Origin of the sequence: Embleya sp. NPDC005575, from assembly GCF_040605455.1 — a bacterium.
GTDB lineage: Bacteria > Actinomycetota > Actinomycetes > Streptomycetales > Streptomycetaceae > Embleya.
This window is the reverse complement of sequence record NZ_JBEXCV010000009.1, coordinates 38,463-56,608: the sequence shown is the minus strand read 5'-3', so window position 1 is coordinate 56,608 and position 18,146 is coordinate 38,463. Positions and strand designations below refer to the sequence as shown.

The 18,146-nt window shown below is 70.3% G+C and carries 14 protein-coding genes; 9 read left to right on the top strand and 5 right to left on the bottom strand.

All coding sequences use genetic code 11. From position 1 onward, the window contains the following. The first annotated feature begins 48 nt into the window (after positions 1-48). The 5 genes from ABZS54_RS05085 (at position 49) to ABZS54_RS05065 (ending at position 4,583) form a co-directional block, all read left to right on the top strand. Positions 49-1,593, top strand: coding sequence for a phenylacetate--CoA ligase family protein (locus ABZS54_RS05085; RefSeq protein ID WP_355531176.1), 1,545 nt, complete (start codon positions 49-51; stop codon positions 1,591-1,593). Further along, the gene (locus tag ABZS54_RS05080; RefSeq protein WP_355531174.1) at positions 1,590-2,045 is read left to right on the top strand and encodes a DUF4188 domain-containing protein; all 456 of its coding nucleotides are present in this window, start codon (positions 1,590-1,592) and stop codon (positions 2,043-2,045) included. The genes ABZS54_RS05085 and ABZS54_RS05080 overlap by 4 nt, the downstream gene beginning before the upstream one ends. Further along, on the top strand, positions 2,042-3,154 hold the full coding sequence (locus ABZS54_RS05075) for a hypothetical protein (protein WP_355531172.1): 1,113 nt from the start codon (positions 2,042-2,044) through the stop codon (positions 3,152-3,154). The genes ABZS54_RS05080 and ABZS54_RS05075 overlap by 4 nt, the downstream gene beginning before the upstream one ends. Further along, entirely contained in the window at positions 3,151-4,116 is a 966-nt protein-coding gene (locus ABZS54_RS05070; RefSeq protein ID WP_355531170.1) for a hypothetical protein, read from the top strand. Before ABZS54_RS05075 ends, ABZS54_RS05070 begins: the two co-directional genes overlap by 4 nt. A gap of 251 nt (positions 4,117-4,367) precedes the next feature. Beyond that, on the top strand, positions 4,368-4,583 hold the full coding sequence (locus tag ABZS54_RS05065) for a cation transporter (RefSeq protein ID WP_355531168.1): 216 nt from the start codon (positions 4,368-4,370) through the stop codon (positions 4,581-4,583). 124 nt (positions 4,584-4,707) lie between these two features. On the opposite strand, the gene ABZS54_RS05060 is transcribed toward ABZS54_RS05065, so the two are convergent. Next, on the bottom strand, positions 4,708-5,991 hold the full coding sequence (locus tag ABZS54_RS05060; protein WP_355531267.1) for an MATE family efflux transporter: 1,284 nt from the start codon (positions 5,989-5,991) through the stop codon (positions 4,708-4,710). A 525-nt stretch (positions 5,992-6,516) separates the two neighbouring features. Between ABZS54_RS05060 and dnaB the strand changes: the two genes are divergently transcribed. Next, positions 6,517-9,099 (top strand): replicative DNA helicase, encoded by a 2,583-nt coding sequence (gene dnaB / locus ABZS54_RS05055; RefSeq protein WP_355531166.1) that lies wholly within the window; start codon positions 6,517-6,519, stop codon positions 9,097-9,099. A 198-nt stretch (positions 9,100-9,297) separates the two neighbouring features. On the opposite strand, the gene ABZS54_RS05050 is transcribed toward dnaB, so the two are convergent. Continuing rightward, on the bottom strand, positions 9,298-10,434 hold the full coding sequence (locus ABZS54_RS05050; protein WP_355531164.1) for a nuclear transport factor 2 family protein: 1,137 nt from the start codon (positions 10,432-10,434) through the stop codon (positions 9,298-9,300). Between the two features lie 761 nt (positions 10,435-11,195). Between ABZS54_RS05050 and ABZS54_RS05045 the strand changes: the two genes are divergently transcribed. From ABZS54_RS05045 to ABZS54_RS05035, 3 genes are read left to right on the top strand one after another with little or no spacing between them, the layout of a single operon-like run. Further along, a complete protein-coding gene (locus tag ABZS54_RS05045; protein WP_355531162.1) occupies positions 11,196-13,364 on the top strand; it encodes an MMPL family transporter in 2,169 nt (722 codons plus the stop codon). 24 nt (positions 13,365-13,388) lie between these two features. After that, a complete protein-coding gene (locus tag ABZS54_RS05040) occupies positions 13,389-14,711 on the top strand; it encodes a sensor histidine kinase (protein ID WP_355531160.1) in 1,323 nt (440 codons plus the stop codon). Further along, positions 14,708-15,376: a response regulator transcription factor gene (locus tag ABZS54_RS05035; RefSeq protein WP_355531158.1), complete on the top strand. Its 669-nt coding sequence runs from the start codon at positions 14,708-14,710 to the stop codon at positions 15,374-15,376. The genes ABZS54_RS05040 and ABZS54_RS05035 overlap by 4 nt, the downstream gene beginning before the upstream one ends. Positions 15,377-15,485: 109 nt before the next feature. Here ABZS54_RS05035 and ABZS54_RS05030 read toward each other — a convergent pair whose 3' ends face one another. The 3 genes from ABZS54_RS05030 to ABZS54_RS05020 all read right to left on the bottom strand — a co-directional run bounded on the left by ABZS54_RS05030 (position 15,486) and on the right by ABZS54_RS05020 (position 18,143). Further along, on the bottom strand, positions 15,486-15,947 hold the full coding sequence (locus ABZS54_RS05030; protein ID WP_355531156.1) for an NUDIX hydrolase: 462 nt from the start codon (positions 15,945-15,947) through the stop codon (positions 15,486-15,488). 100 nt (positions 15,948-16,047) lie between these two features. Next, entirely contained in the window at positions 16,048-16,947 is a 900-nt protein-coding gene (locus ABZS54_RS05025) for a LysR family transcriptional regulator (protein WP_355531154.1), read from the bottom strand. A 74-nt stretch (positions 16,948-17,021) separates the two neighbouring features. Continuing rightward, the gene (locus ABZS54_RS05020) at positions 17,022-18,143 is read right to left on the bottom strand and encodes a cystathionine gamma-lyase (protein WP_355531152.1); all 1,122 of its coding nucleotides are present in this window, start codon (positions 18,141-18,143) and stop codon (positions 17,022-17,024) included. Positions 18,144-18,146 lie beyond the last annotated feature (3 nt).

Here is an 18,146-nt window from a genome sequence, read left to right as displayed (position 1 = left end):
TGGAGACACACGCCGGGTGGGCCGGCGGGGGCAAAGGGGCGGACGGTCATGGCCAGGTTCATCCGACAGTGGTTGCTGCGTGTGGTCAGCTTCGCGCTGACCGGTCTGTATCAGCTCTACCGCGTCCATCCCGTCGTCTGGCGCTGGACCGCGCGCAACTATCAGCCGTGGATGCAGGGGTTCGCGCGTCGGCACGCGTGGATGACCTGCCAGTTCGCCGCTCTCGACGTCCCCGCCTACCGCGACTTCCTGCGCCGGCACCGTTGGCGCTTCCGCTGGTTCGACCTCGCCTCGTACCCGGAGACGTCCAAGGAGAACTACGTCAAGGCGTACCCCGAGGACACCCGCTGCTGGCTGGGCACGCTGGAGGTGGCCGGGACGGTCGTGGACGAGTCGTCCGGGTCCTCCGGGACGCCGCACAACTGGCTGCGTTCGCGGCGCGAACTCAAGTCGGTGCACCGCAACGTGGCCGGCTACACCTCGCTCGTCTTTCCCCGGCGGAAGTTGTTCGTGATCAACGCGTACTCGATGGGCGCGTGGGCCACCGGGACCAACACCGGGATCGCGATGGCCCGGGTGGCGATGGTCAAGAACACCGGCCCGGACATCGACAAGATCGTGGACACGCTGCGCCACTTCGGGCCGCGTTTCACCTACCTGGTCACCGCGTACCCGCCGTTCTTCAAGCACCTGCGTGACCGGCTGGACGCCGAGGGCTTCGACTGGCGCCGACACGCGATGTACGGCTTCGTCGGCGGCGAGGGCATGACCGAGGCGCTGCGCGACTACCTGGAGGAGGGCTTCGTCAAGGTGCGCTCCGGCTACGGCGCCTCGGACCTGACCATCGGGATGGCCGGCGAGAGTGACGCGACGGTGTGGCTGCGCAAGCGGCTGCTGACCGACGAGCGGCTGCGGATGCGACTGCTGGGTCCCGACGAGGGCCGGGTGCCGATGGTGTTCCAGTACAACCCGCTGGAGACGTACCTGGAGACCAACGCCCGGGACGAGGTGATCTGCACGATCAACTCGACCGCGGTGATGAGTCCGAAGGTGCGCTACAACATCGGCGACGAGGGTCGGTTGCTGACCTTCGCCCAGGTCGAGGAGATGATCCGGCCGGATGCCCGGGCGTGGGTCGACTGGGAGCGCGCGGCCCGGGCCGAGGGCATGCGGCTGCCGCTGCTGCTGCTGTTCGGGCGCAAGGACAGCACGATCTCGTACATGGGCGCCAACATCTATCCGCAGGACGTCGAGTACGGGCTGTATCGGGACAACCCGATGGCGGCGCACCTGGAGGGCTTTTGCCTGACCGTCGACGAGTACGCCGACCTGGAGAGCAGGCCCGTGGTCAATCTCCAACTGCGGGACGGGACTTCGCAGGACGATGTGGATCGGGACAAGCTCGCCCGAGTGTGCCGCGAGGGTGTGGTGCGCCACCTGGCCCGAGTCAGCCGGGACTTCGCCCAGTCACTCGCCGAGGATCCGACGGCGGCCGATGTGCGGGTGCTCGTACACGACTTCGGGACCGGGCCGTTCCTGCGCGGCACCACCAAAATCAAGAACGTCTACCTCGTGGAGGGGGAGCAGCGATGAGGACCACCGACTTCTCGGCGGCGCCGCCGCAGGCGCAGGGCGAGGCGTTGTTCATCGGGGCCACGCACTACCGGGGCCCGCGCGCGCTGCTCTCGCTGGTCCGGCCGTATCTGCGGATGGTGCGCACGATGAAGCGGATGGACGGCTACCGCTGGCACAAGGTGTACCGACAGGGGCCGTTCACGCTCGGCACGATCGCGGTGTTCGCGGATCGGGACGCGCTGTTGCGGTTCGCCCGCTCCAAGGCGCACCGCGACCTGATGTGCTGGATGACCGATCACGGCGACCGCAACGGCACAGCCGGGTTCATCCGGCTCTTCGACGCGCAGCCGGCCGGCTACAGCAATGGCGCGTGGCGGGCCGAAGGCAACGAGATGGCGCACATCCAGGAGTTCACCCCGATCGGGTCCGAGAAGAGCGGCGCGCCGGTGCACCGGAAGGCGAAGTCGTGACGCTCACCGTGGAGCGGGTCGCCTCCCGTCGCGCGTTGCGAGACTTCTGCGAACTTCCGCTGCGGCTGCACCCGAAGGACCGCTACGTGCCGGTGCTGCACGGGCAGGTGCGGCAGTGGCAACGGGCCGGGATCGAGCTGTACGTGGTGCGCGACCGGGCCGGGCGGACGGTGGGCCGGACCTGTCTGCACACCGACGGGCGCTTCGACGCCAAGCTGCGCGGCCGGCACCAGTTGTTCGGGCTCACCGACTTCGCCGACGACCCGGCGGTGTTCGCGACCCTGGTGGAGCTGATGGAGCGGCGGGCCGCGCGGGCCGGCCGCGGGACCCTGTTCGGGCCGGTCGCGCTACTGCCGAATCAAACCGGTGGGGTGATCACCTCCGGGTTCACCGAACGCGGTTTCGTGGACTCGGCGTGGAACCCGGCACGGTACCCGGAGACCTACGAACGGGTCGGGTTCGTCCGGCGGTTCTCCGCGTCCACCTGGATCTGCCCGGGTCTGCGCGAGCGCACCGACGATCCGGACACGACGTACATGTTCGACGACGCGCGGATCGCCGCGGAGAAGTTGGTGATCCGGCGCGGGTCGCGCCGCCGGTTGGCCGAGCAACTACCGATCCTGCATCGGATGTTGAACGCGAGCTTCGGGCAGCTGGGCTACTACACGCCGATCGAGCTCGACGAACTGCGGGCGCAGACCGAGGGGTTGGCCCATCTTTTGGATGAGTCGCTGCTCCTGTGGCTGGAGCGGGCGGGCGAGCCGATCGCGTTCACCCTCGCGGTGCCGGACATCTCGGAGTTCCTGATGCGCATCGGCGGAGATCTGCACCTGGGCAACCAGCTGCGGCTGTTGGCCACGCGTGGGCGCTATCGCCGGGAGGCGGTGCTGATCATCAAGGGCACGGTGCCGGCAGCCCAGGGGTGCGGCTATCTGACGCTGTTGGCGCGCGAGCAGTATCGGGCGCTGCGGGCGGGCGGCTACGACGCGTTGCGCAGCACGTGGGTCGAGGACGACAACAAGGCGTCGGCCGCGCAGTATCGCCGGATCGGCGGCCGGGAGCTGCACGGGCACACGTTCTACCAGCGAACAGTGGGGATCGACGGGTGAGTGCGCAACTGGCGGAACTGTTGCGGTCGGCCGGGCGGGCGCCCAGCGCGCACAACACGCAGCCCTGGACGGTGACGCCGAGCGGGGCCCTGGGTTACGCGTTGTCCTGGGACGCCGAGCGCGAGCTGCCGGTCGGCGATCCCACGCGGCGGGACCTGTTCCTGGCGCTCGGCGCGTTCACCGAGGCGTTCCTGATCGCGTCCGCGGCGCTGGAGGTGCCGCTGCGGGTGGAGTGGGACGCCGCGCCGGAGCGGGGTGCGGTGGCCCGGTTCGTGCGGGCGGACGAGTGTCACCCGACCCCGTTCACCGCCGCGGATCTGGCGGGGCGGCGCAGTGCGCGCGGAGCGTACGTGCCGGGGACGCTGCCGGACTCGCTGTTCGCCGAGGCGACGCAGGCGTTCGCCGGGTCGGCGGGTCTGTGGCGGGGCGGGACCCGGGCGCTGGCGCCGTTGCTGGAGGAGGCGGATCGCCGGCTGTTCGGTGATCCGGCGCTGGTTGCCGAGTTGCGCCGGTGGTTGCGGTTGCGACCGGTGCCGGCCGGTCGTCCCCACGCGCGGGACGGGCTGACCGGGCGGGCGTTGGCGCTGTCCCGGTTCGAGGAGCGGGCGCTGCACGCGGTGCTGCGCCCGACCGCGTATCGGGTGTTGCGGCGGGTCGGGCTGGCTCGGGGGTTGGCGGCGGCGTCGCGGGGGTTGCTGCGGTACGACGGGAGTGTGTTGGTGGTGACCGCGCCGAATGGGCCGATGCGGCCGATGGACCTGCTGGAGTCGGGGCGGGGGCTGTTGCGCTGTTGGCTGACGCTGGCTGGGCACGGCTACGCGACGCATCCGCTCAGCCAGGTGATCGACTGCGCGCGGACCGCCGGGGAGTTGGAGGGCATGGTGGGGGCCACGGCGCTCGCGGTGTTCCGGGTCGGGCGGCCGGTGGCCGAACCGGTGCGTTCCGCGCGGTGGACGGACTGAGCGTGGTCGGGACTCGGGCCGTCGTGGCTCGGGCCGGTGGTGCATGTGGGTGTGGCTTCGGGGCCGGCCTCGGCCCCGGCCCGATTTCGAGTCCGGGTCCGAGTTCGGAGGTGTGGCTTCGGGTCGGGTGTCCGGCGGGTGAATCCGCTCGAACGAGTGGGTGAGTCGGCTTGGATGCATACCCCGGTGGGGTATAGATTGGCCGTCGTGGGGCCGATCATGGTCCTCGTGTCGACGAAAGGATCACCGTCATGAGCACCGCCACCGCCACCTTCACCGTCACCGGGATGACCTGCGGCCACTGCGTCTCGTCCGTCACCGAGGAGGTCTCCGAGGTGTCGGGCGTGACCGACGTCAAGGTCGAGCTGGCCTCGGGTCTGGTGACCGTGACGTCCGAGCAGCCCGTGGACGCGGACGCGGTGCGCGCGGCCGTCGTGGAGGCGGGCTACCAGGTCGTCGGGGCGTGAGTCGTCGCCGTCCCGTCGACTCGGTCGACGGGACGGCTCTCGACCGCCCGCAGGGTGGCGACCCGGCCGTGCTGCGGCTTTTGGTCGGCGGGGCGCGGTCTTCGGTCGGCGGAGCGCCGGCACTTCAGCGCTTGCCGGTCACCAGCCAGGCATCGCCGTACGCTCGCCGGCCGAGCAGGAGCACGCGGGCGATCATGAAGGTGCCGATCGCCCACCACCACACCGCGATCAGACCGCCGCCGAGGGCCGATACGGTGCCCAGCGCCGCGCAGAAGGCGGCCAGTACGAGGGGCATGGTGAGGGCGAGGTAGCGGCCGTCGCCCGCGCCGATCAGCACCCCGTCCAGCACGAACACCGCACCGGCCAACGGCTGGAGCGCGGCGACCGCGAGCAGGGTGCCGGCCAACAGGTCCCGCACCGCCGGGTCGGCGGTGAACAGCGGGATGTACAGCGGGCGCGCGGCGACCACCACGATCGCGAACAGCACGCCCGTCCACACCCCCCACACCAGCATTCGGCGGGTCGCCGCGCGGGCGCCGCTCGCGTCCCCCGAGCCCAGGGCCCGCCCCACGATCGCCTGCGCCGCGATGGCCAGGGCGTCCATCGCGAAGGCCAGGAACGTCCAGATCTGCCAGGCGACCTGGTGGGTGGCGATCGAGGTGTCACCCATGTGGGTGGCCGCCACGGTGGCCACGACCAGGATGGCCCGCAGGCTGACCGTGCGGACGAACAGCGGCGCGCCGGCTGCGGCGCAGGCCCGGATACCGGCCGTGTCCGGGCGCAGCGACGCGCCGTGCCGGCGGGCGCCGCGGACGACGGTGACCAGGTAGACCACGGCCATCGCGGTCTGCGCGAGCACGGTGCCCCACGCGGACCCGGCGATGCCCCAGTGCAGGCCGTACACGAACCCGACGTTGAGCAACAGGTTGGCGCCGAAGCCGAGGACCGCGACCACGAGCGGGGTCCGGGTGTCCTGGAGCCCGCGCAGCACGCCGGTGGCGGCGAGCACGACCAGCATTGCCGGGATGCCCAGCGAGCCGATCCGCAGGTAGGTCACCGCGTGCGGCGTCGCGCTGTCCGAGGCGCCGAACGCGGCGACGATCCACGGGGCGCCGACGAGGCCGACCACAAGCAGCCCGATGCCCAGCAGCGCGGCCAGCCAGACGCCGTCCAGGCCCTGGCGGATCGCGGCGCGCGGGTCGCCCGCGCCCATGAGTCGGGCGACCGCGGCGGTGGTCGCGTAGGCGAGGAACACGCACAGGTTGACCAGGGTGGTCAGCATCGTGCCCGCGACGCCGAGTCCCGCCAACTGGGGTGTGCCGAGCCGGCCGATGATCGCCGAGTCGACGAGCACGAACAGCGGCTCGGCGACGAGCGCGAAGAAGGCCGGGATCGCCAGGCGCAGGATGTCGCGGTCGTGGGCGCGGCGCCCGGGGCGGCCGGCGGGCGGTGGGGCGGGTTGCTCGGTGGCGGGCTGTTCCGGAGGTGGGGACGGGACCGTGGACGGCACTCGTCCACCGTAGTCATCCACAGGTAAGGGTCACAATGCGCTCCTGGTCATTACCGGCGAGCGCGGGGCGTACGCGGGTGCACACGTGGGGCGATAGCCGCATGATTCGCCCAACAGTTTTTCACATACACAGCCGGTGGATAGAGAAACCGCAGGTCAGATTGGGTTTGTGTACATGATTGCGAAGCGTTCGCGGCTGACTGCGCACAGCTTGTGCACAGCTGGACCCACCTCTCTCCACAGGTTGTCCACAGTTATCCACAGGGCCTGTGTATGACCGTCTTGGCCGTCCCAGGGTCCACCCGTACGGTGAAGGGCCGCACGCCGCGTCATGCGGCGGATCTGTCGGCCGTGTGGCGTAAGAAGGACACGGTGTACTGCGGTGCGATCTCGCGCGAGCCTTTGTGAAAGGAGACCCCGGGCATGAGCGTCTCCGAGTTCGAAGAGGCCAGGCCCGAGCCGGCCCGCGAAGGATTCGAGCGGACCCCGCCCCAGGACATCGCGGCCGAGCAATCGGTGCTCGGCGGCATGATGTTGTCCAAGGACGCGATCGCCGACGTCGTGGAGAACCTCAAGCCGATCGACTTCTATCGGCCCGCCCACGAACTCGTCTACAACGCGATCCTGGACCTGTACGCGCGGGGTGAACCGGCCGACGCGGTCACGGTCGCCGCCGAGCTGACCAAGCGCACCGAGATCGGCCGGGTGGGCGGCGCCCCGTACCTGCACACCCTGATCTCGTCGGTGCCCACCGCCGCCAACGCCGAGTACTACGCCCGGATCGTGCGCGAACAGGCGGTGCTGCGCCGCCTGGTCGAGGCGGGCACCCGCATCGTGCAGATGGGCTACGCGGCCGACGGCGAGGTCGATGACATCGTCAACAACGCCCAGGCCGAGGTCTACAAGGTCACCGAGCAGCGCACCACCGAGGACTACGCGCCGCTGGCCGACATCATGGAGGGCGCTCTCGACGAGATCGAGGCGATCGGCTCCCGCGGCGGCCAGATGTCAGGCATCCCCACCGGCTTCACCGACCTCGACTCCCTCACCAACGGCCTGCACTCCGGCCAGATGATCGTGATCGCGGCCCGCCCGGCGATGGGCAAGGCGTTGGCGCTGGACACGCCGCTGCCGACGCCGACCGGCTGGACCACCATGGCCGAGGTGCGTGTCGGCGATCTGCTCGTCGGCGCCGACGGGACACCCACGCGCGTGGTGGCGGCGACCGAGGTGTTGACCGATCGACCCTGCTACGAGGTCGAATTCTCGGACGGCACGGTGATCGTCGCGGACGGTGGCCACCAGTGGGTGACCGAGACCCGCGCCGAGCGCCGAGCGGTGCGCGACGGGAGCCCGGTCGTCGGCACGGTGCGCACCACCGAGGAGATCGCGGCCACGGTGCTTTGTGCGACGGCCGACCGGCGGTTGAACCACGCCGTCCGCGTGGCTGCGCCTGCGCGATTCCCCGAGCGAGACCTGCTTTTGCCGCCCTACGTGCTGGGGGCCTGGCTGGGCGATGGACACAGCGCGGGGAGCCGGTTCACCACGGTCGATCCCGAGATGATCGACAACATCGAGCGCGAGGGCATTCGCGCCGTCCCGAGTTCGAGTCCTATGTCGTACAACCTCCGGCTTCCGGAACCGGCGGCCGTCGTGGAACGCGCGTGTGTCGTCTGCGGGAAGCCGTTCGTGCCGCGCACCTCGCAGGTGCGCTCGTGTGGCAAGTCCTGTGATGGCAAGGCGAAGGCGGTTTCGGCGCCGGTCGGCGAGCCGACGTGCCCCGACTGTGGCGGACCGTCGAGCGGGTTGGTGCAGTGCCAGGCCTGTCGCGACCGGCACGGCACGGTTCCCGCGATTCTGCGCACGCTCGGTGTCCTGAACGACAAGCACATTCCCGAGGCGTACCTGCGCGCGTCCGAACGGCAGCGGCGCGATCTGCTCGCCGGACTGCTCGACACCGACGGATACGTGAGCCCGAGCGGCACCGTGCAGTTCGCGGCGACCAATCGCAGGCTCGCCGAGGGCGCCCTCGAACTCGTGCTGAGCCTGGGCTATCGCGCGACGATGCGCACGAAGCCGGTCAAGGGCCGCGGCGCCGGGTCGTCGATCTGCTACCAGGTGAACTTCACGCCGGCGGACAAGGTCTTCCGGCTGCCGCGCAAGATCGCCCGGCAGAGCACCCTGGCCTACCCGACCACCCGGCTGCGCTACATCAGCGCGGTGCGGCGCATCGACTCGGTGCCGGTGCGCTGTGTGGAAGTGGACAACGAGGACCATCTGTACCTGGCCGGCCGCTCGTGGATCCCCACCCACAATTCGACCCTCGGTCTGGACATCGCGCGTGCGTGTTCGATCAAGAACGGTCTTGCCAGTGTGATCTTCTCGCTGGAGATGGGCCGCAACGAGATCATGATGCGTCTGTTGTCGGCGGAGGCTCGGGTCGCGCTGCATCACATGCGGTCGGGGAGCATGACCGACGACGACTGGACGCGGCTCTCTCGCAAGATGGGTGAGGTCACCGCGGCGCCGATGTACATCGACGACTCGCCGAACCTGTCGATGATGGAGATCCGGGCCAAGTGCCGCCGGCTCAAGCAGAAGCACGACCTGCGGCTGGTGATCATCGACTACCTCCAGCTGATGCAGTCGGGCGGCTCGCGTCGGGCGGAGAACCGCCAGCAGGAGGTCTCCGAGATGTCGCGAAACCTCAAGCTGCTGGCCAAGGAACTCGAGGTCCCGGTCGTCGCGATGTCCCAGCTGAACCGTGGGCCGGAGCAGCGCACGGACAAGAAGCCGATGGTTTCCGATCTTCGCGAATCGGGTTCTATCGAACAAGATGCCGACATGGTCATTTTGTTGCATCGTGAGGATGCCTACGAGAAGGAGTCGCCGCGAGCGGGTGAGGCGGACCTGATCGTGGCCAAGCACCGTAACGGGCCGACGGCGACGATCACCGTGGCGTTCCAGGGCCACTACTCGCGCTTCGTGGACATGGCGCAGAGCTGAGCTGCGGAGACAGGACATCGCTGGTCAGATCCGCCACTCGCTCGGGTGAATGAATTTCTGAAGCCAGGAGTCCGACGCGGGGTGTGGCGTCGCTCGCTCGATAGACCCCACCCGGGACTTTCGACACGGATACGGATGCGGAAACGGGCCCGGGTCCGACCCGCCGCGTGCTGCCCGCCGCGTGCCGTGGGCGGCGGGTCAGGCGCCGATCAGCACCTTCGGGTCGCCGGTGCGCCAGACGTTCTCGACGTACAGACGGCTCATCGCCCATCCGGCGCCGGTGCGGACCAGGTCCACGGCGTAGCGGTTCTTCAGCAGCAGGTGCCGGGTGTGGTCGCCGGTGGGCAGGTGCTGAGCCTCGACCAGGGCGGTGAGCCGGGCTCGGTCGCCGATGAACCCGATCCGCGCGTTGCTCACCGCGTGGGTGGTGTCGAGCCGGACGTCCGGGTTGAAGTGCACCGCCTCGATCGCCGCCACACCGACCATCACCGGTACCTCCAGGCCGAGTTCGGCGGCGACCGGGCGGAAGTCGAACTCGGCGTCCGGGGTGAACGCGGTGCGGAACAGCTCGCGGTCCTTCAGGTCGAAGCCGAGGGCGAAGCGCAACAGCGCGTCCAGGATCTCCTCGCGATCGCGCAGTTCGCGGACGATCGTCTCGGTGTCGATCGCGGTCGGGGCGAGTGCGGTGGGCAGTCCATAGCCGGTGGTGAGCAGGTCGCGGGCCTCGTCGGCGTCGAAGCGCAGCTCGGTCCAGGACACCCGGGCCAGTCGGCCGGCCGGTTCGAGCCGCTCCACCGGGAGGGCTGGGCGGTTGCGTGCGGCGACCACGAGGGTCAGCCGGTCGGCGCAGACGCGGGTGAGCAGTTCGAGCCGGTCATGGATGTCGCGTTCGACGATGTGTTCGTACTCGTCCAGGATCAGGATCGGACGAGCGTGGTGTGCGACGACGCGGTTGGCCAGCGCCGCGACGTACTCGGCGCTGCCGGGCTCGGGGCCGGCTGCGGACCGCTCCAGGTCGGGGTCGCCGGTCGCCCCCGCGAGGGCGGCGGCCAGGTGCGGCCACAGCCGTCGCGGGTCGTTGTCCCGGGCGTCGACGGTGACCCATGCGACGGGACGGGCCTGGGTGGCGGCCCACTGGGTGAGGGCGACGGTCTTGCCGATGCCGCTGGGGCCGGCGAGGACGACCACGAACGAGCGATGTGCCGCGGCACCGAGCAGCGCGTGCACGCGGGGCCGGGGCACCAGCGGGGTCAGCGGTCGGGGTGGGCGCAGTTTGGCGGCGACCAGGCGGTGGACCGGCTCGGGACTTCTCGGGTGCATCGCGATCTGCGCCATGGGCTCACGATATTGACCGGGCCGTGGGTGGAGGGTGCGCCGAGGCGGGGTTCGGGGTGGCCTGGGCCCACCCCGGGCCGGGGGTTCGGCGCGACGTTTCCGGTACGGCGCACCGGCGGACTCGTCGATGCAGGGCCGAGGGGGTCGCGTGGCAGGACGCGGGACGGGGCCTGGTTCCTCGGTTCCTCGGTTTCTCGGCCGGAGCACCCGCGCCGCCGCCGGAGCACCCGCGCCGCCCACCGGACGCCCCGTCCCGGTGGCGGCGCGCGTGGCGGGGTTCCGGCGGGCGGCGAGGGTGGGAGAGTCCGGTCCGGAGCCCCTCCCCCCTCGGAAGGCTCCGAACCGCTCCCGGTGCGGCGGACCCGATCACGGGGTTGTTCGGGCCCGCCGCATGGCTTCGATCATGGTGGGCCCCACTTGGGATTCGTTGGGCGCGCGCTTGGCGCCCGCTGTCACGCTCTTCGTCCCGGCCCCGACTCGCGCCGATCATCCCCGGGCACGAGCTTTCGATACTCCCCCTGTAGTACGCCGCGATACCCGCGTCTGCGAGGGCGGTGCGGCCTCGTAGTCCCGGGGGCGGAACTTGCGTTCCGAGCCCCGATTTCGATTGAAGTGCCTGTTCGGCCCTGCCTACCTTCGAAGCGGACACCACCGACGTTCTCTCGGCGCGTGCGGCGATCGATGCCTTGTGAATTAGATCACAAGCGGTATTCGGGGGTCGGTCACACCGCGGGATCGCACACGCAACCGAGGAGACATCGATGTTCGGACGACTCGGCAGGCTCGTCGTCCACAACCCCTGGAAGGTCATCGCGGCCTGGCTGATAGCCGCGGTGGCCCTGATCATGTTCGCGCCGAAGCTGAGCGATCTGACCAACCAGGACCAGGCGAGCTTCCTGCCCAACAAGTACGAGTCCGTGCAGGCTCAAAAACTCGCGGAAAAGGCCTTCCCGCAGTCCACCGAGCAGACCGCGCTGCTGGTCTTCAAGCGCGGTGACGGCAAGAACCTCACCGGGGCCGACAAGGACAAGGTCAAGGAGATCAGCGGCAAGCTCGGTGCGGCGGGCGTCGAGCATGTGAGCAAGGTCGAGGCGGGTGACGCCAAGGACAAAATCGCCCTGGCCACCGCCTACATCAAGGGCGACCAGCAGGACAAGTTCGTCAACGAGGCGCTCAAGGAACTGCGCGACAAGGCCAAGCCCCTGGTCGAGGGAACCGACCTCAAGCTCGGCTTCACCGGCGGCGTGGCGATCAACGTCGACAACGAGGACGCCTTCAAGAAGGCCGAGGCGATCGTCGGCATCGTCACGATCGTGCTGATCATCGTGTTGCTCCTGGTGATCTACCGGAGTCCGATCGCGGCCCTGCTGCCGGTGATCATGGTTGCGCTGGTGTCCCAGGTCGCGTCGCCGGTGATCGCGATCGTCGGCAAGGCCACCGACCTGCAGGTGGACCAGTCGCTCAACACGATCCTGATCGTGGTGCTGTTCGGCATCGGTACCGACTACATCCTCTTCCTGCTCTTCCGCTATCGGGAACGGCTGCGTGCGGGCGACGACAAGAAGCAGGCGATGATCGTCTCGGTCGAGCGGGTGGGCGAGGCCATCGCCTCGGCCGCCGGCGCCGTCGTGATCGCCTTCGGCGCGATGTTGCTCGCCACCTTCGGCGCGTTCAAGTCGATGGGTCCGGGTCTGGCCATCGCGGTGATCGTGATGGCGGTCGCCGCGCTGACCCTGGTGCCCGCGGTGGTCTCGCTGGTCGGCCCGAAGGTGTTCTGGCCGTCCAAGACCTGGCAGAAGCAGCCCAAGGGCACCGCGTTCAACAAGATCGGCGGTGTGGTCGGTCGCAAGCCGCTCGCGGTGGCCGTGGTCTCCGGCGTGATCATGCTCGCCTTCGCCGCCGGTGCGCTGAATTTCAAGGCCGACTACGACCAGTTCGGCCAGCTCCCTGGGGACACCGAGTCCGCCAAGTCGATGAAGGACATGCAGCTGGACTTCGCGGCGGGCACGCTCAACCCGACGCAGGTCTACCTCGAGAGCAAGAACGGTCAGCCGATCGACAAGGGCGCGGCCGAGCAGTTCGCGCGCTCGCTCAAGGACGTCGAGGGCATCGGCGACGTGAACGGCGCCGGCGGTCCCGACGAGAACTCACACGTCAAGGTCAGCGACGACCGGATGTCCGCGGAGATTGCGATCGTGCTCAAGGAGAGCCCGTTCGCGAACAAGGCGCTGGACACCATCGACCCGCTGCGCGACTTCGTACACGAGCACCAGCCCGACGGCACCAAGGCGATGGTCGGCGGCCAGACCGCCTCCTTCACCGACATCCGCAAGGCCACCAACCGCGACCTGTCGGTGATCTTCCCGGTCGCCGGCCTGCTGATCGCGCTGGTGCTGGGCCTGCTGCTGCGCAGCGTTGTGGCCCCGTGGTACCTGATGTTGGCGGTGGTCCTGGGCTTCATCGCGACCATCGGTGCGACCGTCTTCGTCTTCCAGACGTTGATGGGCAACTCCGGCGTGATGTTCATGCTGCCGGTGATGATCTACATGTTCGTGGTGGCCATCGGGACCGACTACAACATTCTCATGGTTGCCCGATTGCGCGAGGAGGCGAAGGAGGGCAACGAGCCGCGGAAGGCTGCTGCCCTGGCCGTCGAGCATGCGGGTCCCTCGATTGCCGCCGCGGGTGTCATCCTGGCAGGGACGTTCGCGTCGCTCATGATGGCGGGCATCGACATGATGACCCAGATGGGCTTCGCCGTTTCGGTCGGCATCTGCATCTCGGCTTTCGTGATGTCGATGTTCCTGGTCCCGTCCGTGACCGCGCTGATCGGGCATGCCGCGTGGTGGCCCGGACATGCCGATCGTGCGCCGGGGTCGGTCGGCCCAGGCGGGCAGGATCGAGAGCCGGTACTGGCCGGGGACCGCTGATCAGGTAGTACCCGAGGAGTACGGATGTCCGTGGAAGGCCCCGCGCGAGTCGCCGTGCGGGGCCTTCCCGCGTCCGCGAACGGTTCGCGCCCGAGCGACACGGTCGAGCCCTGGCTGCTGCCGGTGCCCAAGCCGCTCGCGCGGTGGCTGCCCTGCCGGACGTGGGTGGGCGAGCTGCTTCTGGTCGCGCTCGTGCTGCTCTGTGTGATCGGCGGCTCGCTCGGCGGGTCCACCAGGGATCACAACCCCGGCCACCCGAACGCGTTCAACCTGATCATCGCCGGGATCACCTGCCTGGTGCTGCTCGGCCGGCTGCGATGGCCGCTCACGGTGCTGGCGCTGACCGAGGCGGGCCAGGTGTTCTACCTGGCGGCCGACGGTCTGGACGGTCCGATCCTGATTCCGACCATGGTCGCGCTGTACACCGTGGCCGCCAGCGGGCAACTGCGCCGCTCGGTGCTGATCGCCTCGGCGGTCGCGGTGGTGCACACCGGGATGCGGATAGGGCTGACCCCGGACGGGTTCCTGTCCCCGGAGAAGTACCTCTCTGGCATCTGGATGTACCTGCCGGTGGCGATCGGTGAGGCGGTTCGCGCCAAGCGGGCCTACTGGGCGGAGGTACAGGCCCGGCTGGCCCGCGCCGAGCACGAGCGCGAGGACGAGGCCCGGCGCCGGGTCACCGCCGAACGCATGCGGATCGCCCGCGAGCTGCACGACGTGGTCGCGCACAGCATCGCGATGATCAACATCCAGGCGGGCGTGGCCGCGCACGTGATCGACCGGGACGTGCCGCAGGCCAAGGAGGCGCTCGTGCACATCAAGGTGGCCAGCCGGGACGCGCTGGCCGAACTGCGCACCACGCTGGGCGTGCTGCGCCAGGACGGCGACAGCGACCTGCCCACCGAGCCGACCCCGGGGGTGGAGGACGTGGACGCCCTGGTGGCGTCCTATCGCAACGCGGGCCTGCCGGTGCTCCTGGAGGAGTCCGGCGAGGCCCGGAACCCGTCCGCGCCGGTCGGCCTCGCGCTGTACCGGATCGTCCAGGAGTCGCTCACCAACGCGATGAAGCACGGCGGCGACGGCGCGTCGGCGATCGTGCGGGTCGTGTACGGCGAGCACGCGGTGGAGGTCGACGTGCTCGACGACGGCCGGGGCAATCCCAAGGCGAAACAGGGCAAGCGCGCCGACGGCACCGGACACGGGTTGCTCGGCATGCGGGAAAGGGCGGTCGCCGTGGGCGGCTCGCTCGCGGTGGGACCCGGCCCCAACGGCGGTTTTTCGGTACACGCGGTGCTGCCGCACCACAAGGGCGCGCTCGTCGCGCGTCGGGACGGAGATTCCTCATGACGGTGCGCGTGCTGATCGCGGACGACCAGCTGCTGGTCCGGTCGGGCTTCAAGGTGCTGGTCGGCAGCGACCCCGAGCTGGAGGTGGTCGGCGAGGCCGCGAACGGCGCCGAGGCACTGGCCCTGGCCAGGGAGAGCCACCCGGACGTGGTCCTGATGGACATCCGGATGCCCGGCATGGACGGCCTGGAGGCCACCCGCCGGATCGTCGGCGACGACGACCTCGCGGGCGTCCGGGTGCTCGTGCTGACCACGTTCGAGGTCGACGAGTACGTCTTCGAGGCGCTGCGCGCCGGGGCCAGCGGCTTCCTGGTCAAGGACACCGACCCCGAGGACCTGCTCAAGGCGATCAAGACCGTCGCCACCGGCGACGCGCTGCTCTCGCCGGGGGCCACGCGCGCGCTGGTGGCCCGCTTCCTGTCCCAGCCCGAGCCCAAGGTGGCCGCGCCGGATCGGCTGGAGGCGCTCACCGACCGCGAGCGCGAGGTGCTCTCGCTGGTCGCGGCCGGGATGAGCAACGACGAGATCGCCGAGCATCTGTTCGTCTCGCCGCTGACCGCGAAGACCCACGTCAGTCGCGCGATGGTCAAACTCGGCGCACGCGATCGGGCGCAGCTCGTGGTGATCGCCTACGAGTCGGGGATGGTCCGGCCGGGACGCGGCTGAGCGCCGCGCCCCCTTGCGCGCCGCGGTCCGGCGCGCCGGATCTGCGCATCGCGCCCCGGAGCGCTCCGCGCCCCGGAGCGCTCCGGGGCCCTGCCGCGCCGCACAGGCCCTAGCCGAGGTCGTTCGCAAGCAGGGTGTGGATGCCCTCGACGTTGGTCCGCAGATAGGCGGCCAGGCTCGCCGGCACCAGGCCCACCGAGGCCAGCCCCGCGGGCGTGAAGGGCACCCGCACGATGTCGTACTCGCCGTTCGGCTCGTCCACCTCGGGGCCGTGCCGCAGCGCCGGATCCATCGATTCGAGCCGGCACGCGAAGAAGTGCTGGATCTTGACCCCGCCGGGCTCGGGCACGGTGTCCACGAACGCGGGCACCGGCCGGCCGATCTTGCCGCCGAGTTCCTCGAACACCTCGCGTCGCAACGCCTCGGTCACCGTGGTGTCTTCGGGTTCGACGCCGCCGCCGGGGGTGATCCAATACGGGGTGCTGCCCGGCTTCGTACGTTTGATCAGCACCATCCGGTCCTCGTCGTCGAGCAGGATCGCGCGTGCCGTCCGCTTCACCACTGAACGCATCGTCGGTGCCCTCTGCTTTCTTGCCAGGCGTTTCCCCCGTCTGAAGTCTCCCTTTCCGGCCGGACGGGTGGTTTATGCCTGCGCGGCGCCACGTTCGGGATCACGCCCAGCGCGCGGCGCGCGCGATCAGCTCGCCGTGCAGATGCGCGATGTGCGGTTGGCTCAAAGTGCCCTCTCGCACCGCCAGGAACACCGTGTGCAGCGGCGGCAGTTCGGGCTCCAGGAGGGCGACCACCGCGCGCCGGTCCAGCGCCTCGGCGCACAGGTAGCGCGGCAGCACCGCGATGCCGTGCCCGGAGCGTACGCACTCCAACACGGCACGCAGGTCGGGCACCGTCACCGCGGCCGGGGCCGTGGGCTTGGTGTCGAACACGGTCGACCAGTAGCGCCGGATCAGCGGCTGCTCTTCGGCCTCGCCGACCAGCGGCACCCCCTCCAGCGCGGCCGGACCCTGGGCCAGGATCCGGCTCTGCGGCAGCCGTGCGGCCCAGTGCGGCGCGCCGATCAGGACGTACTCCTCGTCGGTGAGCGGTGTGCCCACTATCCCGCGGGTGCGCGGGCGCACATCCGAGATCACCAGGTCGTGCCGGGCCGCCGCCAGGCCCGCGAGCAGAACGTCGCCGGGGCCCAGCGTCACCCGTAACCGCAGGCCGCGCCGGACCAGGTCGGACAGCGACGGCAGCACGCGCAGCGCGGTCAGTTCGGTCGGGCCGCCCAGGTGCACGGTGCGCCGCAGCGAGTCCACGCCGCGCACCTCGCGGGCCGCGATCTCCTCGATCGCGTCCAGGTGTGGTGCGAGTCGGCGGGCGAGTTCGTCGGCGGGTCCGGTGGGTGCCACACCGCGCGGCAGCCGCTCGAACAACTGCTTGCCGACCTGCTTCTCCAGGGTGCGCATCTGCGCGGTTATCGCCGGCTGTGAGAGCCCGAGCGATGCAGAGGCCCGGGTGAACGAACCCGCGCGGTGTACGGCCAGGAAAGTGCGCAACAGCGTCAGGTCCACGGGTCCCCCGTCTCGTGTCCCCCGACCACTCCCGAGAGTCGGGGACATCACGTGATCTTGCCCGAAGTGCCAGGTCAGCCCGGGGAGGCGAGGTCCAGGGCGCGCAGGATGTCCGCGACGAGATCCGCGGTGTCCTCGCATCCGGCCGAGAACCTGACGAATCCCTCGGGCACATCGTTGCCGGCCCAGCGTGCGCGTCGTTCGGCCATGCTGTGCACACCGCCGAAGCTGGTGGCGTCGAAGACCAGTTCGAGCGCGCTCAGGAACCGACGAGCGGTGTCCGCGTCGGCGAGCGTGAAGCCCACGACGCAGCCGAACCGCCGCATCCGACGGGTGGCCACATCGTAGGCCGGATCGCCCGCGAGTGCGGGGTGGCGCACGTCCGCGACGCCGGAGCGTTCGCTCAGTGCCCGGGCGACGGCCAGTGCGTTGACCGCCTGTCGGTCCACCCGCAACTGGAGGGTGGACAGCGAACGATGCGCCAACCATGCCTCCATCGGCCCGGGCACGGCACCGGTGAGCGAGCGCCAGGAACGCACCCGGGCGGCGAGTTCGGCGCTTGCGCAGGCGACGTAGCCGAGCAGCACGTCGCTGTGCCCGGTCAGCGCCTTGGTGCCGCTCGCCGCCGAGATGTCGGCGCCGAGCGCGAGCGGGAGCTGGCCCAGCGGAGTGGCCAGGGTGTTGTCGACGGCCACCAGGGCACCCTGCGCGTGGGCGAGCGCCGCGATCCGCTCGATGTCGCACACGTCCAGGCCCGGGTTGCTCGGGGTCTCCAACCACACCAGGCGGGCGCCGACCAGGGCCGCTTCGATCTCGGCGCCGGTGGTCGGCACCAGCCGTACGGTGATCCCGCGCGCGGCGAGGTGCTCACCGACCGCGCGGGTGGCCGGGTAGCCGTCGGACGGCAGTACGACCACATCGCCCGGCTCGGTGAGTGCGAGCAGGACGGCCGAGACGGCGGCCATCCCGGACGCGAACGTGACGGTGTCGGCGGCCCCCTCCAGCGCGCCGACCGCCTCCTCCAGGCCGACCCAGGTCGGGTTCGCGTAGCGCCCGTATTGGTAGGGCCCGTTCACCTCGCCCGGCATGTGGTACGTGCCGGCGAACACCGGTCCGGGCAGGAAGGGGTCACCCGGCGCGCGGCCCGGACTGCCGGCCCGGACCGCCCGAGTCCCGTCGCTCCATGCGGTGGACAAATC

Bases quoted from the DNA above. Each gene is read 5' to 3' on its own strand.
- ABZS54_RS05085 (WP_355531176.1), top strand. From the start codon at position 49: ATGGCCAGGTTCATCCGACAGTGGTTGCTGCGTGTGGTCAGCTTCGCG.
- ABZS54_RS05080 (WP_355531174.1), top strand. From the start codon at position 1,590: ATGAGGACCACCGACTTCTCGGCGGCGCCGCCGCAGGCGCAGGGCGAG.
- ABZS54_RS05065 (WP_355531168.1), top strand. From the start codon at position 4,368: ATGAGCACCGCCACCGCCACCTTCACCGTCACCGGGATGACCTGCGGC.
- dnaB (WP_355531166.1), top strand. From the start codon at position 6,517: ATGAGCGTCTCCGAGTTCGAAGAGGCCAGGCCCGAGCCGGCCCGCGAA.
- ABZS54_RS05050 (WP_355531164.1), bottom strand. From the start codon at position 10,434: ATGGCGCAGATCGCGATGCACCCGAGAAGTCCCGAGCCGGTCCACCGC.
- ABZS54_RS05045 (WP_355531162.1), top strand. From the start codon at position 11,196: ATGTTCGGACGACTCGGCAGGCTCGTCGTCCACAACCCCTGGAAGGTC.
- ABZS54_RS05040 (WP_355531160.1), top strand. From the start codon at position 13,389: ATGTCCGTGGAAGGCCCCGCGCGAGTCGCCGTGCGGGGCCTTCCCGCG.
- ABZS54_RS05035 (WP_355531158.1), top strand. From the start codon at position 14,708: ATGACGGTGCGCGTGCTGATCGCGGACGACCAGCTGCTGGTCCGGTCG.
- ABZS54_RS05030 (WP_355531156.1), bottom strand. From the start codon at position 15,947: ATGCGTTCAGTGGTGAAGCGGACGGCACGCGCGATCCTGCTCGACGAC.